The organism is Rhodococcus sp. PSi06 (assembly GCF_054960675.1).
In genome coordinates, this window is record NZ_JBHNYO010000006.1 from 214,053 (window position 1) to 233,792 (window position 19,740).

At 64.1% G+C, this 19,740-nt stretch carries 15 protein-coding genes; 9 read left to right on the forward strand and 6 right to left on the reverse strand.

From position 1 onward, the window contains the following. The first annotated feature begins 41 nt into the window (after positions 1 to 41). Both uvrB and ACFI9K_RS10495 read left to right on the forward strand, forming a co-directional pair. On the forward strand, positions 42 to 2,204 hold the full coding sequence (gene uvrB, locus ACFI9K_RS10490) for an excinuclease ABC subunit UvrB (protein ID WP_462663426.1): 2,163 nt from the start codon (positions 42 to 44) through the stop codon (positions 2,202 to 2,204). Between the two features lie 60 nt (positions 2,205 to 2,264). Next, on the forward strand, positions 2,265 to 3,131 hold the full coding sequence (locus ACFI9K_RS10495) for an SCO6745 family protein (RefSeq protein ID WP_462663427.1): 867 nt from the start codon (positions 2,265 to 2,267) through the stop codon (positions 3,129 to 3,131). A gap of 6 nt (positions 3,132 to 3,137) precedes the next feature. Here ACFI9K_RS10495 and ACFI9K_RS10500 read toward each other — a convergent pair whose 3' ends face one another. Beyond that, positions 3,138 to 3,995 (reverse strand): ABC transporter permease, encoded by an 858-nt coding sequence (locus ACFI9K_RS10500; protein WP_462663428.1) that lies wholly within the window; start codon positions 3,993 to 3,995, stop codon positions 3,138 to 3,140. Further along, entirely contained in the window at positions 3,992 to 6,883 is a 2,892-nt protein-coding gene (locus ACFI9K_RS10505) for an alpha/beta fold hydrolase (RefSeq protein WP_462663429.1), read from the reverse strand. Before ACFI9K_RS10505 ends, ACFI9K_RS10500 begins: the two co-directional genes overlap by 4 nt. 182 nt (positions 6,884 to 7,065) lie before the next feature. Here ACFI9K_RS10505 and ACFI9K_RS10510 point away from each other — a divergent pair, with 182 nt between their 5' ends. After that, positions 7,066 to 7,518 (forward strand): universal stress protein, encoded by a 453-nt coding sequence (locus ACFI9K_RS10510; RefSeq protein WP_008715916.1) that lies wholly within the window; start codon positions 7,066 to 7,068, stop codon positions 7,516 to 7,518. A gap of 73 nt (positions 7,519 to 7,591) precedes the next feature. On the opposite strand, the gene ACFI9K_RS10515 is transcribed toward ACFI9K_RS10510, so the two are convergent. The 3 genes from ACFI9K_RS10515 to ACFI9K_RS10525 all read right to left on the reverse strand — a co-directional run bounded on the left by ACFI9K_RS10515 (position 7,592) and on the right by ACFI9K_RS10525 (position 12,074). Continuing rightward, positions 7,592 to 9,877, reverse strand: coding sequence for a HelD family protein (locus tag ACFI9K_RS10515; RefSeq protein WP_462663460.1), 2,286 nt, complete (start codon positions 9,875 to 9,877; stop codon positions 7,592 to 7,594). A gap of 184 nt (positions 9,878 to 10,061) precedes the next feature. Beyond that, positions 10,062 to 11,252, reverse strand: coding sequence for a DoxX family protein (locus ACFI9K_RS10520; RefSeq protein WP_462663430.1), 1,191 nt, complete (start codon positions 11,250 to 11,252; stop codon positions 10,062 to 10,064). A 132-nt stretch (positions 11,253 to 11,384) separates the two neighbouring features. After that, entirely contained in the window at positions 11,385 to 12,074 is a 690-nt protein-coding gene (locus tag ACFI9K_RS10525; protein ID WP_462663461.1) for an MBL fold metallo-hydrolase, read from the reverse strand. A 262-nt stretch (positions 12,075 to 12,336) separates the two neighbouring features. Between ACFI9K_RS10525 and uvrA the strand changes: the two genes are divergently transcribed. After that, the gene (uvrA, locus tag ACFI9K_RS10530) at positions 12,337 to 15,267 is read left to right on the forward strand and encodes an excinuclease ABC subunit UvrA (protein ID WP_462663431.1); all 2,931 of its coding nucleotides are present in this window, start codon (positions 12,337 to 12,339) and stop codon (positions 15,265 to 15,267) included. A gap of 79 nt (positions 15,268 to 15,346) precedes the next feature. Here the strand turns inward: uvrA and ACFI9K_RS10535 are convergent, their stop codons facing one another. Then, positions 15,347 to 15,733: a DUF1844 domain-containing protein gene (locus tag ACFI9K_RS10535; RefSeq protein ID WP_462663432.1), complete on the reverse strand. Its 387-nt coding sequence runs from the start codon at positions 15,731 to 15,733 to the stop codon at positions 15,347 to 15,349. Positions 15,734 to 16,117: 384 nt separating this feature from the next. On the opposite strand from ACFI9K_RS10535, the gene infC reads away from it, so the two are divergent. The 5 genes from infC to pheS all read left to right on the forward strand — a co-directional run bounded on the left by infC (position 16,118) and on the right by pheS (position 19,697). After that, entirely contained in the window at positions 16,118 to 16,858 is a 741-nt protein-coding gene (infC, locus tag ACFI9K_RS10540) for a translation initiation factor IF-3 (RefSeq protein WP_462663433.1), read from the forward strand. Positions 16,859 to 16,975: 117 nt separating this feature from the next. Further along, positions 16,976 to 17,170 (forward strand): 50S ribosomal protein L35, encoded by a 195-nt coding sequence (rpmI, locus tag ACFI9K_RS10545; RefSeq protein ID WP_008715923.1) that lies wholly within the window; start codon positions 16,976 to 16,978, stop codon positions 17,168 to 17,170. Between the two features lie 86 nt (positions 17,171 to 17,256). Next, the gene (rplT, locus tag ACFI9K_RS10550; RefSeq protein WP_032378959.1) at positions 17,257 to 17,646 is read left to right on the forward strand and encodes a 50S ribosomal protein L20; all 390 of its coding nucleotides are present in this window, start codon (positions 17,257 to 17,259) and stop codon (positions 17,644 to 17,646) included. Between the two features lie 38 nt (positions 17,647 to 17,684). Next, positions 17,685 to 18,491, forward strand: a complete 807-nt coding sequence (locus tag ACFI9K_RS10555; RefSeq protein ID WP_462663434.1) for a TrmH family RNA methyltransferase — start codon at positions 17,685 to 17,687, stop codon at positions 18,489 to 18,491. A 138-nt stretch (positions 18,492 to 18,629) separates the two neighbouring features. Beyond that, entirely contained in the window at positions 18,630 to 19,697 is a 1,068-nt protein-coding gene (gene pheS, locus ACFI9K_RS10560) for a phenylalanine--tRNA ligase subunit alpha (protein ID WP_462663435.1), read from the forward strand. The last annotated feature ends 43 nt before the right edge of the window (positions 19,698 to 19,740 follow it).

Sequence of the window (19,740 nt, forward strand, 5' to 3'; positions counted from 1 at the left end):
TCCGCGCCGAACTTGTCGGTGGTCGCGTCTAGGCTTGTGTAATGGCGTTTGCATCCGAACATCCCGTTGTCGCGCACTCCGAACACCGTCCGGTGGGCGCGATCGAGCGCACCGGCCCGGCGTTCGAGGTCGTCAGCGAGCACAAGCCGGCCGGTGATCAGCCGACCGCTATCGCCGAGCTCGAACGGCGGATCAAGGCGGACGAGAAGGATGTCGTGTTGCTCGGTGCCACGGGTACCGGTAAATCGGCAACCACGGCCTGGCTGATCGAGAAGCTGCAGCGTCCGACTCTGGTGATGGCACCGAACAAGACACTGGCTGCGCAGCTGGCGAACGAGCTGCGAGACATGTTGCCCAACAACGCTGTCGAGTACTTCGTGTCGTACTACGACTACTACCAGCCCGAGGCGTACATCGCCCAGACCGATACCTACATCGAGAAGGACTCGTCCATCAACGACGACGTCGAGCGTCTGCGGCACTCGGCGACGGCGTCTCTGCTCTCGCGACGTGACGTCGTCGTGGTGGCGTCGGTGTCGTGCATCTACGGTCTCGGTACCCCGCAGTCGTACGTCGACCGGTCCATCGAGCTCGAGGTCAACGTCGAGGTTCAGCGCGATGCGCTGCTGCGGCTGCTGGTCGATGTGCAGTACACCCGCAACGACATGGCCTTCACCCGTGGCTCGTTCCGAGTCCGGGGCGATACCGTCGAGATCATTCCGTCGTACGAGGAACTGGCCATTCGCATCGAGTTCTTCGGTGACGAGATCGAAGCGCTCTACTACCTCCACCCGTTGACGGGAGACATCGTCCGTCAGGTCGACTCGGTGCGCATCTTCCCGGCGACCCACTACGTTGCCGGTCCCGAGCGGATGGAGCGGGCGGTCAAGGACATCGAAGCCGAACTCGATGCGCGCCTGGCGGAGCTGGAAGGCAAGGGCAAGCTGCTCGAGGCGCAGAGGCTGCGGATGCGAACCCAATACGACCTGGAAATGATCAAGCAGGTCGGGTTCTGCTCGGGTATCGAGAACTATTCACGGCACATCGACGGACGCGGGGCCGGAACCGCTCCGGCTACCTTGATCGACTACTTCCCCGAGGACTTCTTGCTCGTGATCGACGAGTCGCATGTGACCGTGCCGCAGATCGGCGCGATGTACGAGGGCGACATGTCGCGCAAGCGAAACCTGGTCGATTTCGGGTTTCGACTGCCTTCGGCAACCGACAACCGTCCGCTGACGTGGGAAGAATTCACGCAGCGGATCGGCCAGACCGTCTACCTCTCCGCCACCCCGGGAAAGTACGAGCTCGGACAGACCGGTGGCGAGTTCGTCGAGCAGGTCATCCGGCCCACCGGACTGGTGGATCCTCAGGTGGTCATCAAACCGACCAAGGGACAGATCGACGACCTGGTGCACCAGATCCGCGAGCGCGCGGAGAAGGACGAGCGCGTGCTGGTGACCACGCTGACCAAGAAGATGTCGGAAGATCTGACCGACTACTTGCTCGAACTGGGCATCCGCGTCCGATACTTGCACTCCGACATCGACACCCTGCGCCGAGTCGAGCTCCTCCGGCAACTCCGGCTCGGCGAATACGACGTTTTGGTGGGCATCAACCTGCTCCGCGAAGGCCTCGACCTTCCTGAGGTATCGCTCGTGGCAATTCTCGACGCCGACAAGGAGGGCTTCCTCCGCAGCGGTACGAGCCTCATCCAGACCATCGGTCGTGCCGCGCGAAACGTCTCCGGCGAAGTACACATGTACGCGGACAAGATGACGGACTCCATGACGTACGCCATCGAGGAGACCGAGCGTCGGCGGGAAAAGCAGATTGCGTACAACAAGGAGAGGGGAGTCGATCCGCAGCCGCTGCGCAAGAAGATCGCGGACATTCTCGATCAGGTGTACCAAGAAGCCGAGGACACCGACAACGTCGTCGAGATCGGTGGGTCGGGTCGCAATGCCAGCCGCGGACGTCGCGCGCAGGGCGAAGCAGGGCGGTCCGTCAGCTCCGGGGTGTACGAGGGGCAGGACGTCTCCTCCATGCCGCGTGCGGAGCTCGCCGATCTGATCAAGAACATGACGGATCAGATGATGAACGCTGCTCGTGAATTGAAGTTCGAGCTGGCCGGGCGCCTGCGCGACGAGATCCAGGATCTGAAGAAGGAGCTTCGCGGTATGGACGCGGCCGGCCTCAAGTAGGCCGGGCGGCCCCACTGGAGTCTGCGGAACGCGCGGGCACCGCCGCGATACGGTTCAACGATGGACGCAACCACCGCCGGCCGCACTTCTCGCGCACTGGAACTGATTCACTCGATGACCTATTTCCTGCCGGAGACACAGGATGCTCTGGTCGCGACGGGCCTGCCGCCGCGGGCCTGCTACTTCGCGGGCCGGGCAGCGCCGCTGGGTCCGGTCGGCGCAGGTGTCGTCACCGCCACGTTCTACAACTTCAACCGTGAACTGGTTGCACCGTTGATCCCAGACGCCTGGGCCATCGCGTCCCCCGACGAGATCATGGCGATTCGCTACGCGACACTCGATGCCGCATTCCATCGTCTGCTCGGCCCGGAGACGTTGGCCTCCCCGGACATGGCCGAAGCGGCCGACCTCGCGTCCATTGCTGCGCGTGGAATCCCAGGAGACGACGGTCGCCCGCTGTACGCCGCCTACGCAGAACTCGAGTGGCCGCAAGCGCCGCACCTTGCGTTGTGGCACGCGCTCACTCTCATCCGTGAGTATCGCGGCGACGGCCACATTGCGGCGCTACAGACGGCGGGGTTGAACGGCCTGGACGCATTGATCACTCACACCGCCACCGGTTACGGCTTCGAGAAAGAATTCGCGCGCAAGCGTCGCGGCTGGTCGAGCGAGCAGTGGAACGACGCGGTGGCGTCCCTGGCCGATCGTGAACTGCTGACGGCAGACGGCGCGTTGACTCAGGACGGCAAAGACCTTCGCGCCCTGGTCGAAGACATCACGAACGACCTAGCCCTCGCTCCCTGGGCCGCCCTCGGTGAAGACGGCGCGGCGCGGTTGGTTGCGTTGGCAACCCCGTGGCGTGAGGAGATCGTGAGCCAAGGCGTCATACCCGACGGCGTCTTCGGACCGGCGATCAAGAGGAAGTAGACCGGTTCAGCTGGTGATGTCCTTGGTGGCGAATCGCCGCCACGCGATCAATCCGAACACGGCTGCGTACGTGATGGCCGAGAACGATCCCACGACCATGTCGTTCCAGTCGACACTCGTTCCGAAGGCATCGATCCAGGAATTCGCATAGTGCCCGGGTAGGTAGTTGCGTAACGATCCCAGTGCGGTGATCTGATCGAGAATCTGCATGAGAATCGATGTCATCACTGCGCCGCCGACGGCCCCGAGAGGGGCGTCGGTGAGCACCGACAGCAGCATGGCCAGGCCCGCGACCCACAGCAGGTTGATGCCGATGTAGGCGAGAGCGATCAACAGCCGTATCAGTGAGGTGCCGTAGGACAGTCCTTCCCCGAAGGGGGTGATCAGAGATTCTGCCCCGTACATGACGGTGCCGATCAACAGCGAAACGCCGACGAGCACCACCAGCGCAGCACCCGACAACGTGGCGGACACCAGTGCCTTCTGCGTCAAAAGGCGGCTCCTGGGTACCGGGATGGCCAGCAGATATCGCAAACTCGACCACGAGGCCTCGCTTGCCACCGAGTCGCCGAAGAACAGTGCGACCACGACGATCAGCAGGAAACCTACCGACATGAAGAGTGCGAACACGGTGAAGTTCATGCCGCCCCGCGTGCCCAGTTCGATCAGTCCACCGGCATCCGAGTCGGCACTCGAGCTGCCTACGGTGAAAGCAATCACGAGGATCACTGGTAGCAGGGCCAGAAATCCGATGGCCAACTGAGTGCGCCGACGACCCAGCTGCCTCCGCAGCTCGGTTCGGAACGGCAGTGTGCTTCCGCCGGTGTAGCCGGCTGCGCGTCCGTCTGCGTGCGTCGTACTCATGCGCGATCCTTGCTGGTGTCGGACTCGGTGATTACGGGGCCCGGTGTATCTCGGTGGACGAGGTCGAGGAACACGTCCTCGAGGCGAGTCGATTGCGAGAAACCGCGTACCGAGACCCCGGCGGTGACGAGTTCTCGGATCACGACGGCAGAATCGGCGTCGGTCAGGTCGACGGTCACCGTTCCGTCGTCGACGATGACGGCACCGTCGTGGCCGGAGGCATCGAGCACAGACTGCGCGCGGGTGGCGTCATCGACCCTGATCTCGGTTTGTCCGCCGGCCGCGGTCAGTTCCCGGACCGTGCCGGAACTGATCACCGATCCGCGATTCATGACGACCACGTGGGTGCATGTCTGCTCCACTTCGGCGAGAAGGTGGCTCGACACCAACACCGTCCGGCCGGTCTTCGCGTAGTTGATCAGGACGTCACGCATCGTCCTGATCTGCGGTGGGTCGAGTCCGTTGGTCGGCTCGTCCAAGACCATCAGATCCGGGAGACCCAGCATCGCCTGGGCGATCGCGAGCCGCTGCCGCATACCTTGGCTGTACGACTTCACCTTGCGTTCGATCGCGACACCGAGGTCCGCGATCTCGAGGGCTTCCTCCAGATGGGCGTCCTCGATGGGGCGCCCGGTGGCCTCCCAGTACAGCCGCAGATTCTGGATCCCGGTCAGGTGGGGAAGAAAGCCGGACCCTTCGACGAACGAGCCGAGGCGCGACAGCACCGGGGCACCCGGAGTCACCTTGTGACCGAAGACTCGGATGTCCCCGCCGGTGGGAGTGATCAATCCCATCAGCATGCGCAGGGTGGTGGTCTTTCCGGCGCCGTTCGGCCCGAGCAGACCCAGAACCTGGCCCTGCTTCACCTCGAAGCTCACGCCGTCGACGGCCCTGAAGCCGTTCGAGTAAGTCTTGGCCAGATCGGTGATCACCAGGGGAGTATCGATCAAATCCTCGTCGACCTCGGCAACCGTTCGGCGTCTGGTTCGGATGACTCCGGCGGCGATCGCACACCCCACCACGATGACGACGACTCCGATGCCGATCAGCGGTGCTACCGGAACCGTGCTGTTGGCGCTCGCCACAGCGGGCACGGTCGGCAACGCAATGGCGTCGTCGGTCATCGCGACGCTGAACTGCGCGGGTTCCAGTGGTACGGCGTACGCCTGGTCCGTTGTAGAGATGCTGAGTTCGAGTCGGTGACCCTGCTGGACGGTGTAGCTGATGCCGGGGAGCACAACGGTGACGTCGACGGGGTCGATGCCCTCGGTGTCCGGCAGGCGGATCGCCGACACTGCGCCACCGGGAAGCGTTCTGGTGCCGTTCGGTGCGACGTCGTAGAGCTTGGCGAACAGTACGGATTGTCCCGGCGAGGCCAGTGAGGCCACCCGAAGATTCACCCGTGGTGCCCCGGTGATCGTCACGGACGAATCGACGGGATCGCTGGTGAATGTGGCCGACTGGCCCGGCAGGTCCGCTGTCAGGGCCACGCCCGCCCCGGTCGACCCGAGCGTCGACAGCACCGAACCGAGGCCCGGTATCGAGGAGATCGCCGACGGCGACGCCCCGGGCGGACGAATGATCGACTGATTCTCGGCCGCGGGAGCGAGGTTCACCGATGTCGTTCGAGTCGGTTCGGAGTCGTCCGCCAGCCCTGGGTAGTCGGGGGCAGTCATCCGGCGGTTGCGGTCGCCGCCGCGCTCGTCGGCTGCGCGGGCGATCGAATAGACGAACGGCTGTGCCCCGGCGGCAGACTCGGTGTTGCGCAGTGTCCTGTCGAAGAAGTCGGCAATGGTTCGATCGCTCGTGGCGTTCGTTCCGCCTGCGTCGTGCCCACCGTCGAACCACCGCACCGTGACGTCGCCGCCGGCGGCCGCGATCTGACGAGCTGTCGCATCGGCCTGATCCACCCCGAACAGGGTGTCTTGAGTACCCTGCACCAGCAGTGTCGGCGCGGTGATGTTCGACGCCACCGCGACGGGAGAGTGTGCGGTCAGGAGATCGAGAAGCTGTTGGCTGGGAATCCCGGTCACCGCGGATTGGGTGTAGGCGTCGCAGAACTCGGGTGCGAACCTGCCGCAGGCAGATCCACCGCCCGTGCTGCTCGACGTCTCGGTGTTCGATGTTCCGGTGCCCGCACTGCTGTCGTCACCGGTTCCCCCGGGCGGTGTGCTCGCTGCGCCTGCTCCGAAGAACACTCCGGCCCAGCCGCGCTTGAGGACACCCGGACCGCCGTACTCCGCCGCGGCGGGGGTGGTCGTGTCGTCGAGGGCTTGGCGACTCTCGGCAGAGGTGACGCCGTAATTGGGGAACAGTGCCTGACCGAGATCGTTCCAGGTGATCGCTGCGGCAATCGAGTCGATGCGCGGATCGGTGCCGCCCGCGCTCAGTGCCAGTGCACCGCCGTACGAGCCGCCCGCGACGCCGATGTGCGGGTCGCCGGGAGCGTCGAGTTGCACTTCCGGTTGTTCGGCAAGCCAGTCGATGAGCCCACGTGCGTCGGCGACTTCTCGGTCGGGATCGTTGATCGAGATCGAGCCCGTGCTGTCACCGAACCCGCGTGCGCTGTAGGCGAGGACGGTGTAACCGCGCGATGCGAGGTCGCGCGCTTCTCCGTCCACCGAGTCCTTACTGCCGCCGAATCCGTGCGCCAGTAGAACCGTCGGCGCCGGGGTGAGTGCGGGGGAGTACAGCCGCGCGTCGATATCGACGGTGGTCGTCGAACCGGGGCTGTCCGGTAGCGTGATGCGCGCGTCACGCGTTGCTGTGTCGGCTTCGCGGTTCTGGGGGAGGAATGCGAATGCGAGGGCGGCCACGATCACGATCGAGATCGCGACAGCGCCGAGAGCGAGGGCCCGCCTCGACAACGGCGGGCGGGGAATCGGCATGGAAACCAACGTATGTGAGTGGCGCGGATCGTGTTGTTCCCCAAGTTCACGTGCCGATCGGCCGCTTCCGGCTAATGTCAGCGAATCAGTCCCTGGACCACGTCTTTCGGTCCTGTGACTTGCACCAATCCAGTTCGACCAGAAGTGTCACATCTGTGTGTGACCGACCAATGGAGGAATGAATGAGCGCCTACCGCACCGTCGTCGTCGGGACCGATGGCTCCGAATCGTCACTGCGGGCAGTGGAGAAGGCCGCGGCACTGGCTGGAGACGCCGATGCCACCCTGGTGATCGCCTGCGCGTACTACCCGGCCGATCCGAAGGACACGTCCGCTGCCGCCGACGCATTGCGCGAGGACGCCTACCAGATCACGGGCTCGGCACCGACTCGTGAAATTCTCCGTACCGCGCGCGAGCACGCCACCAAGGCCGGTGCCAAGAACATCGAGGAGAAGCCGATCGTCGGCGCTCCTGTCGAGTCGCTGCTGGCGCTCGTGGACGAGGTGAAGGGCGATCTGCTCGTTGTCGGTAACCGCGGTCTGAACTCGTTGACCGGGCGGCTGTTGGGTTCGGTTCCGTCGGACGCCGCTCGCAAGTCGACCTGCGACGTTCTGATCGTGCACACCGTTCGCTGATTCCACCCCAGCACACACGCCAGCGGCCCGCTCCGTCGAAACGACGAAGCGGGCCGCTGACGCGTGCAGGTCTCTACGCCTGCGGCTCGAACGGCTCTAGCGCCGACAGCTCCTTCGGGAGCGCCTCGACGTGCACTACGCCCAGGCGCTGGGTGGCCCGGGTGAGTGCCACGTAGAGGTCGTTCATTCCCTTCGTCGACTCGGCCACGATGGCACTCGGTTCGACGATGAGAACCGAGTCGAATTCGAGCCCTTTCGCGTCTTTCACCGATGACACGGTCACCACGTCCGATTCCAGATGGCGGAAGTCGGAGACGCGTCCGGCGGGAACGAGAACTGCGCTCAGTCCAGGTCGCGGGTGCTCCGAGACTCGCTTCTCCACTGCGGTGAGCAAGTCCGCTTCCAGCACCTGTTGCGCCCACGGCGTGACGCCGGTGCTGCGGATGGACCGGGGCTCGGACTGCTCGGGGTCGATCGCAGCGAGCACGTCGTGCGCCACCACCATGATCTCCGACGGTGTTCGGTAGTTGACCGTCAGTTCGGTTCGTTTCCACCGCTGTGCCACATACGGTTCGAGAACCGCACTCCAGGAGGAGGTTCCGGCGGGATCACCGGTCTGTGCCGTGTCGCCCACCAGGGTCATCCACCGATTGGGTATGCGGCGCATCACCATTCGCCACGCCATGGTCGACAGTTCCTGAGCCTCGTCGACGATCACATGACCGTACGTCCAGGTCCGATCGCCGGCTGCCCGCTCCGCGGTGGTGAGGCGTTGACCCGAATTCTGCCGCCGCGCAAGCTGATCGGCATCGATCAGGTCGTAGGCCATCAGGATCTCGGGGTCGAGTTCGTCCTCCAGATCCTGGGGCGCAGAACCGGTCAGGATATCCAGAGCACCCTGGGCGTCGGCGATCTGGCCGCGCCACTGACGTTGCGCCTGTTCACGTTCGGCCGCGTCGTCCACGCCGAGCAACTCGGCGAGTTCGTCGAGCAGGGGAGCGTCGGCAGAGGAGAACCCGTGGCCTCGACGTAGAAGCGACTCGCGCTCGTTCTGCTCCATGTGTGGCGCCGCCGAGGAGATTCTCTCCGGCGACGCGAACAGGTCGCGGAGAACTTGCTGAGGAGACAGATCCGGCCACAGCTCGTCGACGGCAGCCATGACGTCCTGGTCTTCGCGCATCTCGTCGCGCATGTCTGCAATGTCGTCGGCACTGAGCAGACTGGAGCCGTCGACGAGGTTCTGCCCCAGCTTCGCGGCCAACTGGTTGGCCAATTGGTCGATCACCGAGGAGACGAACAGTGGTCGAGCCAAGTTGTGCGGTCGCCGCGAGGACCGGGCCCGGCCGCGCGCACGCGTGACGATCTTCCGGTCGAGAGTGATGTCGTAGGTGTCGAACTTCAGTCGACGCGGCTGTGCGGGCACTTCTTGACGGTCGCGTACCGCTTGGGTCAGCACCTCGACCATGGACAGTCTGCCCTTGACTTCGGTCGCCAGAGCCGAATCCTCGCGCTGGGCACGGACTCCCGGGTACAGGTCGCCGATCGTGGACAACAGCACGCCCGTCTCGCCGAGCGAGGGCAGAACCTGACCGATGTAGTCGAGGAACGTGGCGTTCGGTCCGATGATCAGCACGCCGCTCTTACCCAGCTGCTGGCGATAGGTGTACAGCAGATAGGCGGCTCGGTGGAGCGCTACGGCGGTCTTGCCGGTGCCCGGTCCACCCTGCACCACCAGCACGCTGCGATGCTGCGAGCGAATGATCGCATCCTGCTCGCTTTGGATCGTTTCGACGATGTCGTTCATCTGACCGGTGCGTGCGGCATCGAGTGCCGAGAGCAGCGCGCCTTCGCTTGCGACTCCGCCCGCCACGGCAGCGTCACTCGACGAACGAGCAGAGTTCAGGTCCAGAAATTCGTCCGCGATCGACGTCACTCGACGCCCACGGGTACGAATATGTCTGCGCCGCAACACGTTCTCCGGTGCAGCCGGCGTGGCCAGATAGAACGGCCGGGCCATCGGTGCCCGCCAGTCCAACAGCAGTGTTTCGTAATCGTTCTTGTCGTCGAGAATTCCGACTCGGCCGATGTACCGCTCCGGACGATCATCGACCTTCGGGTCGAGAGTGTCGGGATCGAGGTCGATGCGCCCGAAACACAGTCCGTTCTCCGCGGCGTCGTACTTGGCGATGTCCTCGGTGTACATCTGATTGAACGATTCGCGTTCGCTGCGCGCCTGCGGGGTTCCGCCGGTCTCCAACAGCACGGCGCGCAGTCGGTTCGCCGCGTACTCCCGCAGCGCGTCGAGCTGTGTGTACAGCCTCGTCAGATGTGCTTGCTCGAGATCTTCTTCGATCGGCATGTCGGAGCCGTTCGATGTGTGGCCGTCGTCCGGCAAAGGGTCTCCTCGGGAGTTCGGCCGAGGCGAGAAAATCGCCTCGAAATCAGCCAGAACAGTCTACGCCGCACAACGGCCCCACCGCAGAACCGCGAGTTCCAGGGTAGGGCCGTTGTGCGCGAAGAAGCGCTCGTCTTATCCGAGACGATTACTTCGTGTACTGCTGAATCTTCTTGTCCAAGTTCTTCTGAGCCTTGGCCACTCGCTTCTCCAGCTTGGCGCGAGCCTGCTCGGTGGCCTTCTCCAGTTCCTTGCTCTGCTTCTCTGCGCGCTTGCGAGCACGCTTGCCGAGCGTTTCCACACGATCGGATGCCAGATCGGCCCAGGTGACTCCACGCTTCTGCGCCTCGTCGGCGAAGACCGAGCCCTTCTCGGCGGCCAGATCGGCCAGCTTGGATGCCCGCTTCTGTGCGACGTCGGCCAGTTCGCTGCGGCGATCCGCGGCAACGTCGACGAGCTTCGATCCGCGCTTCTGCGCGAGTTCGGCCAGGTCCGTTCCACGGTTCGCCGCCTTGTCGGCCAGCTTGGATCCGCGCTTCTGAGCCTCGTCCGCGAGGTCGCTGCCGCGGTCGGCGGCGAGTTCGGCCAGCTTCGATCCGCGCTTCTGTGCTTCCTCAGCCAGTTCGGAGCCCTTGTCCGCCGCGATGTGAGCCCAACGGTTCAATGCAGGCTGAGCCACGTCGGCCAGTTCCGAACCCTTCTCGGATGCGATGTCGGCGAGCTTGGCGAGCTTCGGCTGAGCCGCGTCGGCGAACTTGGCCAGTTTCGGCTGAGCTGCATCGGCGAAATCGGCACCGCGGCTCGCTGCGATGGATGCGATTTCCTTGACACGTTCGCCGGTGTCGTGCGAGCTGCTTCCGGGCAGAGCCGAGACAACGCTTTCCTGCGCACGACGAGCCGCACGACGGCTGCGCCATGCAACCGACGGCTTGCCCTCGGTGTCGACGGCCGCAATGAGCAGTCCGCCCAGCAGGCTCAGGTTCTTGAAGAAATGGATGCGCTGCGCAGCTTTGGTCTCCGGGTCGGTCTCGTTCCAGAAGGCATGACCGGCGAGTGTCGTCGGAACAAGGCTTCCGGCGAGCGCGATCGATGCGATGCGCGGTGCCTTGCCGGTAGCCAGCAGAATGCCGCCCGCAACCTGAATGCCGCCGTTGATGCGAACCAGCGTCTCCGGGTCCTCTGGCACGTTCGCGGTGACCTCGTTCGGCAGCGCATCCTTGCCCTGCTCGATCAGGGGAGCGGCGACCTTTGCCTTCCCGCTGGGGTTACGGAGTGCGTCGACGCCCCCGGCGATGAAGATCGTAGACATCAACGGACGGGCGATACGGCGGACCAGCATTGACAGCCTCCTGCGTAGTTTCTCGTGTCATCGGCGTTAGGAAGCGCACCGCGGTCTGGGAAACCTACCGGGGCGCGTCCTTTTGTCACACTATTCATACCCCGTGTTCGGCGGTCTCAAGCGCGCCGATTGTCACCAGCCCCGTTCGCGCCATTCCGCCAGGTGGGGACGTTCGACGCCCAGCGTGGTGTCCTTACCGTGGCCCGGATAGACCACGGTGTCGTCGTCGAAACGGTCGAACAACTTCGCGCTCACGTCGTCGAGCAGATGGGTGAAGTCCTCGGGGCTACCGGTTTTTCCGACACCACCGGGGAACAGCGAATCTCCGGTGAAGAGATGAGTGCGGCCGCCGTCGGTGTCGGTGAGCGCGAGTGCGATGGAGCCGGGGGTGTGGCCGGTCAGGTGCACCACGTCGAACGTGAGCTCGCCCACCGACACCGTGTCTCGATCGGCCAACAAACGGTCCGGGGCGACCGGCAACGGCTCGGCATCGAGGGCGTGGGCGGCAGTCGGCGACTCCGTACCACCCGCGATGTCTGCCAGCGCCTGCCAGTGGTCGGCGTGCTGGTGCGTCGTCACGATGAGCGACAGGGTCGGCGCATTCTCGTCGATGAGCGACGATATGCGCTCGGCCTCGTTGGCGGCGTCGATCAGCAGGGAGTGGCCTGTCGCGGAACAGACGACCAGGTACGTGTTGTTGTCCATGGGACCGACCGACATCTTCGTGATCGTCGCTCCGGGAATCGTGCGCCGCTGCGGCGGCGAACCCTGTGCAACCACGCCGGTGTAGTTGTCGTCGATGTCCATGAGGTGCTCGTCCATCTGGGGGACGCTACCGTCGGCGGCCACGCTGGGGGCGCCGGGGTCGCGCACGTGGAAAAGTGTGTCGGTGCCTGGACCTACCATTGCTACCGGGTGAGGTTCGTTTCTCACCGAGACAGGTTTTCGACGTGGGGTCCTCGGTTACACGGCTTGGTGGCCGTCGCATCGGCACCATCACGTCATCACGCGAGTCGACAGTCGTGCAGTGCTGCAATGGGCAGCAGCTCGGTGGGACGGCCTCGTTCGGAAAGAAGGGAACACAGTGGCGGATCGCCTGATAGTGCGAGGTGCACGAGAGCACAATCTGCGGGGAGTCGACATCGACCTGCCTCGCGATGCGCTGATCGTGTTCACAGGTCTGTCCGGTTCGGGCAAATCGTCTCTCGCCTTCGACACGATCTTCGCCGAGGGTCAGCGTCGTTACGTGGAATCGCTGTCCGCCTACGCGCGGCAGTTCCTCGGCCAGATGGACAAGCCGGATGTCGATTTCATCGAAGGGCTCTCTCCTGCCGTCTCCATCGATCAGAAGTCGACCAACCGCAACCCACGGTCGACCGTCGGCACCATCACCGAGGTCTACGACTACCTCCGGCTGTTGTATGCCCGCGCCGGCACAGCCCACTGCCCGGTGTGTGGTGAACAGATTGCGAAGCAGACTCCGCAGCAGATCGTCGACCAGGTGCTCGAGATGGAGGAGGGCCTGAAGTTCCAGGTTCTCGCACCGGTCGTCCGAACTCGTAAGGGTGAATTCGTCGACCTGTTCGACTCGCTCAACACGCAGGGTTACTCACGTGTACGCGTCGACGGCGTCGTGCATCAGCTCACGAGTCCTCCGGTACTCAAGAAGCAGGAGAAGCACGACATCGAGGTCGTGGTCGATCGCCTGACCGTCAAGTCCAGCTCCAAGCAGAGATTGACGGATTCGGTGGAGACCGCACTGCGGCTGGCGGACGGCATCGTCGTTCTGGATTTCGTCGACCGCGACGAGAACGCGTCGGACCGCGAACGCCGATTCTCCGAGAAGCTCGCGTGCCCCAACGGACATCCGCTGTCCATCGACGATCTCGAACCTCGGTCGTTCTCGTTCAACTCGCCGTACGGCGCCTGCCCCGACTGCGTCGGGCTCGGCGTGCGCAAGGAGGTCGATCCGGAGCTCGTTGTTCCCGACGGTGATCTCAGCCTCGCCGAGGGAGCCATCGCACCGTGGTCGATGGGCCAGACATCGGAGTACTTCGGCCGTCTGCTGTCCGGGCTCGCCGACGCCATGGGCTTCGACTTGAACGCACCGTGGAACAAGTTGCCCGTGAAGGTCAAGCGAGCGGTCCTCGAAGGCAGCGACCACCAGGTGCACGTGAAGTACAAGAACCGTTACGGCCGCACGCGCTCGTACTACGCGGAGTTCGAGGGTGTGATGCCGTTCCTGCACCGTCGACTCGAACAGACCGAGTCCGAGCAGATGAAGGAACGCTACGACGGGTACATGCGAGACGTGCCGTGCCCCACCTGCAACGGAGCCAGGCTGCGGCCCGAGATCCTGTCGGTCACGATCGCGGCGGGCGATTTCGGTCCCAAGTCGATCGCCGAGGTGTGTGAGCTGTCGATTGCCGATACCGCAAACTTCCTCAACAGTCTCACTCTCGGTCGGCGTGAGGAGGCGATCGCAGGCCAGGTACTCAAGGAGGTACAGGCCCGCCTCGGGTTCCTGCTCGACGTCGGTCTGGAATACCTTTCGTTGGCTCGAACGGCAGGCTCCCTGTCCGGCGGTGAGGCGCAGCGCATTCGGCTCGCCACCCAGATCGGATCGGGACTCGTCGGCGTTCTGTACGTTCTCGACGAGCCCTCGATCGGTCTGCACCAACGAGACAACCGTCGGTTGATCGACACGCTGACCCGGCTCCGCGACCTCGGCAACACGCTGATCGTCGTGGAGCACGACGAGGACACCATTCGCACGTCGGATTGGGTCGTCGACATCGGGCCTCTGGCCGGTGAGCACGGCGGCCGCGTCGTGCACAGCGGCTCGTACGAGGATTTGTTGACCAACGACGAATCCCTGACCGGCGCGTACCTGTCCGGGCGGATGGAGATTCCGCTGCCGGATACCCGTCGTGTGGTCGACAAGAAGCGTCAGGTGACCGTCGTGGGTGCCCGCGAGCACAATCTGCGCGATGTCGACGTGAGCTTCCCTCTCGGTGTGCTGACGTCGGTTACCGGGGTATCCGGTTCGGGCAAGTCCACGTTGGTCAACGACGTCCTCGCGACAGTGATGGCCAACAAACTCAACGGTGCTCGTCAGGTTCCCGGCCGGCACACTCGGATCAACGGGCTGGACCAGCTCGACAAACTCGTTCGAGTCGACCAGTCGCCCATCGGACGCACTCCTCGCTCCAACGCGGCGACCTACACCGGCGTCTTCGACAAGATCCGTACGTTGTTCGCGGCCACCACCGAGGCCAAGGTGCGTGGTTACCAGCCCGGGCGATTCTCGTTCAACGTCAAGGGTGGTCGGTGCGAGGCGTGCTCCGGCGACGGAACTCTCAAGATCGAGATGAACTTCCTCCCGGACGTCTACGTTCCGTGCGAGGTCTGTGAGGGTGCTCGATACAACCGCGAGACACTGGAAGTGCATTACAAAGGCAAGACCATCGCCGAGGTTCTGGACATGCCGATCGAGGAGGCCGCGGACTTCTTCGAGGCCATCACCTCGATTCACCGGTACCTCAAGACGCTCGTGGAGGTCGGTCTGGGCTACGTGCGGCTCGGGCAGCCGGCGACCACGCTGTCCGGTGGTGAGGCTCAACGCGTGAAGTTGGCGGCGGAATTGCAGAAACGGTCCACCGGACGCACGGTGTACATTCTCGACGAGCCGACCACCGGTCTGCACTTCGAGGACATCCGCAAGCTGCTGGGCGTGGTGAACGGTTTGGTCGACAAGGGCAATACGGTGATCGTCATCGAGCACAACCTCGATGTGATCAAGGTCTCCGATTGGGTGATCGACATGGGTCCCGAGGGTGGGTCCGGCGGTGGAATGGTTGTGGCGCAAGGTGATCCGGAGTCCGTTGCGGCAGTGCCGGAAAGCTACACCGGTAAGTTCCTGCAGGAAGCGCTCACTCGTGAGTCGGTTGTCTCGCAACCCGTGAAAGCCGCCCCGAAGAAGCGCAGGCCCAGAAAAGTCGCCGCGGTCCGATAGCGACAGACGAACGACGAACGCCGCATTCGGTATCGACCGGATGCGGCGTTCGTCGTTCTGGCGTCGTCGACGCTCTCGTTCAGTGCACCGGGCCGGTGTACTTCTCGCCGGGGCCCTTTCCTGGCTCGTCCGGGTGGGCCGACGCTTCCCGAAAAGCCCGCTGCAGTGCTTGTAGTCCATCGCGGATGGGTCCGGCGTGGGGGCCGAGGTATTCCACCGACGCCGTCACGAGGCCCGCCAGTGCGGTGATGACGCGCCGTGCCTCGTCCAGGTCCAGGTAGGGACTCTCGGCTGGATCCGGCTCGGACAGGCCCAACTTCTCGGCTGCCGAACTCATCAGCATGACCGCCGCGCGGCTGATGACCTCGACCGCGGGGACCTCGGCGAGTTCACGTACTTCGGGCTCGGTGTCGACTGGGTCGACACCCGCGGGATCACCATCTGCAGGAATGGGGGTGCTGGTCATGCCTACGAGAATCCCACGCCGCCTGCGTCGGAGAGAATCGGGTGCCGACCAGTTCGGGGCCGATCGGGTGCGATTGTCGGTTTCTCGAATCTACTGGTAGTGTGACTCGACGACCGTCTTCGGCGTGCGCTCCTCGATGGAGTTCACCGCACGGAGGCAGCAAGTGGAGCCCGACTCCCACCGGCACGTAGTTATCAACACGCTACTTCCGGTCCGGTCGCACGACGAACATCTTCACAGGTATTCGCTGTGCTTCCTCTTCAGTGAGGAGACTGTACGACGATAGTTGTCGTGCACGTCGACCGGTCGACATCGGGCCCTGCTTTCGGTTCACACCGAGAGCGGGGTTTTTTCTTGTTAACGGTTCGCATCGTTGCGAGGGAGATGTCGAGGACGGACGGCAACGGGCTGTGCCAGTGGCAGGCGGTCGGGTTACACACCACACCGCACTACCTAGGAGGCCCCATCAGCACTGAGACCCGCATCAACGATCGCATCCGAGTTCCCGAGGTCCGGCTTGTCGGACCGGGCGGTGAACAGGTGGGGATCGTGCGTGTTGAAGATGCACTCCGCTTGGCTCTCGAAGCCGACCTCGATCTTGTCGAAGTAGCTCCCGACGCACGTCCGCCGGTCTGCAAGATCATGGACTACGGGAAGTTCAAGTACGAGGCTGCGCAGAAGGCGCGCGAATCGCGCAAGAACCAGACACTCACCGTCATCAAGGAGCAGAAGCTCCGCCCCAAGATCGACGCGCACGACTACGAGACCAAGAAGCGCAACGTTGTTCGCTTCCTCGAAGCCGGCTCGAAGGTCAAGGTCACCATCATGTTCCGCGGTCGCGAGCAGTCGCGCCCCGAGCTCGGTTTCCGTCTGCTGCAGCGCTTGGGCGCGGACGTCGCGGACCTCGGCTTCGTGGAGACCTCGGCCAAGCAGGACGGCCGCAACATGACGATGGTGTTGGCCCCACACAAGGGTGCCAAGACTCGCGTCAAGGCACAGGAAAGTGCCGCGGCACCGCCCGCACAACGCGCACCGGCTCCCGCGCCGGAACAGCCCGCCGATGCAGCCCCGGCTGCCGAGGCACCGTCCGCAGCAGCTCCGGCTTCTCCGGCGCAGTCCAACTGAGCCTCGTGCTCTGCCAGTAAGACAGCCCTACAACTGCTTCGGTGCACAGGTTTTTCCATTGCGCTGTACGGCTGTGCCATGCAACACCGAAGAGTCATTACAGAAGAAGAGGATTTCATGCCCAAGCAGAAGACCCACAGTGGTGCCAAGAAGCGATTCAAGGTGTCCGGCAGCGGCAAGATCCTGCGCCAGAAGGCCGGCCGTCGCCACCTGCTCGAGCACAAGCCCACCAAGGTGACTCGTCGCCTCGATGGTGTCGCCGTTGTCAAGAAGGCCGACGTGCCGCGGATCAAGCGCCTGCTCGGTATCTGATCCGGCCCGCCGCCGACTGATCTCGGTCGGCTTCATCCCTTACCATTCGGGGTTTTCACACACCCCCAGATCGACAGGATTCACCAGTGGCACGCGTAAAAAGGGCCGTCAACGCCCAGAAGAAGCGCCGTTCGATTCTCGAAGCGTCCAAGGGCTACCGCGGACAGCGCTCACGTCTGTACACCAAGGCCAAGGAGCAGCAGCTCCACTCGCTCACCTACGCGTACCGGGACCGCCGCGCGCGCAAGGGTGACTTCCGCAAGCTGTGGATCACGCGTATCAACGCTGCTGCACGGGCCAACGACATCACGTACAACCGCTTCGTCCAGGGCCTCAAGGCCGCGGGCGTCGAGGTCGATCGCAAGATCCTCGCCGAGCTCGCTGTGTCGGATGCCGCGGCATTCGCAAGCCTGGTCGCCATCGCCAAGGCTGCACTGCCTGCCGATGTCAACGCTCCTGCCGGAGAAGCAGCCTGAGCGAGTCGCCGTACGACGATTCAACTCCGAAACGACCCGTGGATTCGCTGACCGAGCGAACACCGCGGGTCGTTTCGGCCGTCAAGCTCGCTCGTGCCGCGGAGCGCAAGAAGACCGGGCAGTTCCTCGCCGAGGGATTCAACGCGGTGTCCGAGGCGGCACAGGCCGGGCTGATTCGCGAGTTGTTCTTCACCTCGGACGCCCTCGAGCGGCACCACGCCTTGATCGCGTCCATCGAGACGAGCGGCGCACGAGTCTTCCCGATCACGGACCGAGCCGCGAAGGCGCTGTCCGACACCGTCACCCCTCAGGGGCTCGTCGCGGTCACCGGCCTGGTCGACGTCCCGCTCGGTCGTGCCCTTGCTGACAGTCCACGTCTGGTAGCTGTGCCGGTCGAGGTGGCGGAGCCGGGCAATGCGGGCACGGTCATCCGCGTCGCAGACGCTGCCGGAGCGGATTCGGTCGTGTTGCTGGGTGATTCGGTGGATCCCCACAACGGCAAGTGTGTCCGTGCATCAGCGGGAAGTGTGTTCCATCTCCCGATCGCTCGGGAACGTTCGATCGAATCCGGAATCGACGCGTTACGCAGCGCAGGTCTGTCGATCGTGGCGACGGCGGCCGACGGCGAGATAGATCTGGACGAAGCCGACCGTCTGCTCGAGCAACCGACGGCGTGGTTGTTCGGCAACGAGGCACACGGGTTGTCCGAGTCCGTGGCTCGACAAGCCGATCACCGTATCCGAATTCCGATCCACGGCCGCGCCGAGAGCCTCAATTTGGCGACGGCTGCGGCAATCTGTCTGTACGCGAGTGCCCGCGCCCAACGACGGTCCGGAAGCTCGTGACACGTTTCGCCTAGGATCGATATCTGTCTGCCTCGCGCAGGAGTGAAGCCCGCGCAACGACCCTTGTTGTGCTGGAGTGAAGCCTGCGCAACGACCTTCGTGGCAGACACCGACTATTACTCGAGGAGCGCAGCTGTCGTGGCGAAGAAAGATGTCGGACCCGAGCCGGTGGATCCGAGCGTGCTCGAAGAGTCTGCACTCGGATCCGCAGTGGACTCGGCAGAGCAGGCGTTCGCCGACGCTACCGATCTCGATGCCCTGACCAAGGTCAAGATCGACCACGTGGGCGGCAAGGCTCCGCTCGCACTGGCCCAGCGCGCACTCGGAGCGTTGCCGGGCGAGCAGAAGGCCGATGCGGGTAAACGCGTCAAGGCAGCGCGTGACCGAGTGCAGAAATCCTTCGACGAGCGTCGTGCAGTGCTGTCGGCAGAGCGTGATGCGGCGATTCTCGTTGCCGAGACCATCGACGTGACGCTGCCGACCGACCGCGCGCCGGTCGGAGCCCGCCATCCCATCACGATCATCTCCGAGCAGGTTGCGGACGTGTTCGTCGGAATGGGCTGGGAGGTCGAAGAAGGCCCTGAGGTGGAGACCGAACACTTCAACTTCGATGCACTGAACTTCCTGCCCGACCATCCGGCACGCACGATGCAGGACACGTTCCACATCGCTCCCGAGGGATCGCGGCAGGTGCTGCGTACTCACACCTCGCCGGTGCAGGTGCGGTCGATGCTGTCGCGAGATCTACCGATCTACGTGGTGTGCCCGGGTAGAACCTTCCGCACGGACGAACTCGACACTACCCACACTCCCGTGTTCCACCAGGTGGAAGGTCTCGCCATCGACAAGGGTCTGACCATGGCGCACCTGCGTGGGACTCTGGATGCGTTCGCCAAAGCGTTGTTCGGCAACGACACCCGCACGCGGATGAGGCCGAACTACTTCCCGTTCACCGAGCCGTCGGCCGAGGTCGACGTGTGGTTCCCGAAGAAGAAGGGCGGAGCCGGCTGGGTCGAGTGGGGCGGCTGCGGGATGGTCAACCCGAAGGTGCTGCAGGCGAGCGGGATCGATCCCGAGGTCTACACCGGCTTCGCATTCGGAATGGGCCTCGAACGCACACTTCAGTTCCGCAACGACATCCCGGACATGCGCGACATCGTCGAGGGCGACATCAGGTTCACGCTGCCCTTCGGCGTGCGGGCCTGACGGAAGTTTCACACCCGTTCCACTTCTTCTCGGATACAAGAAA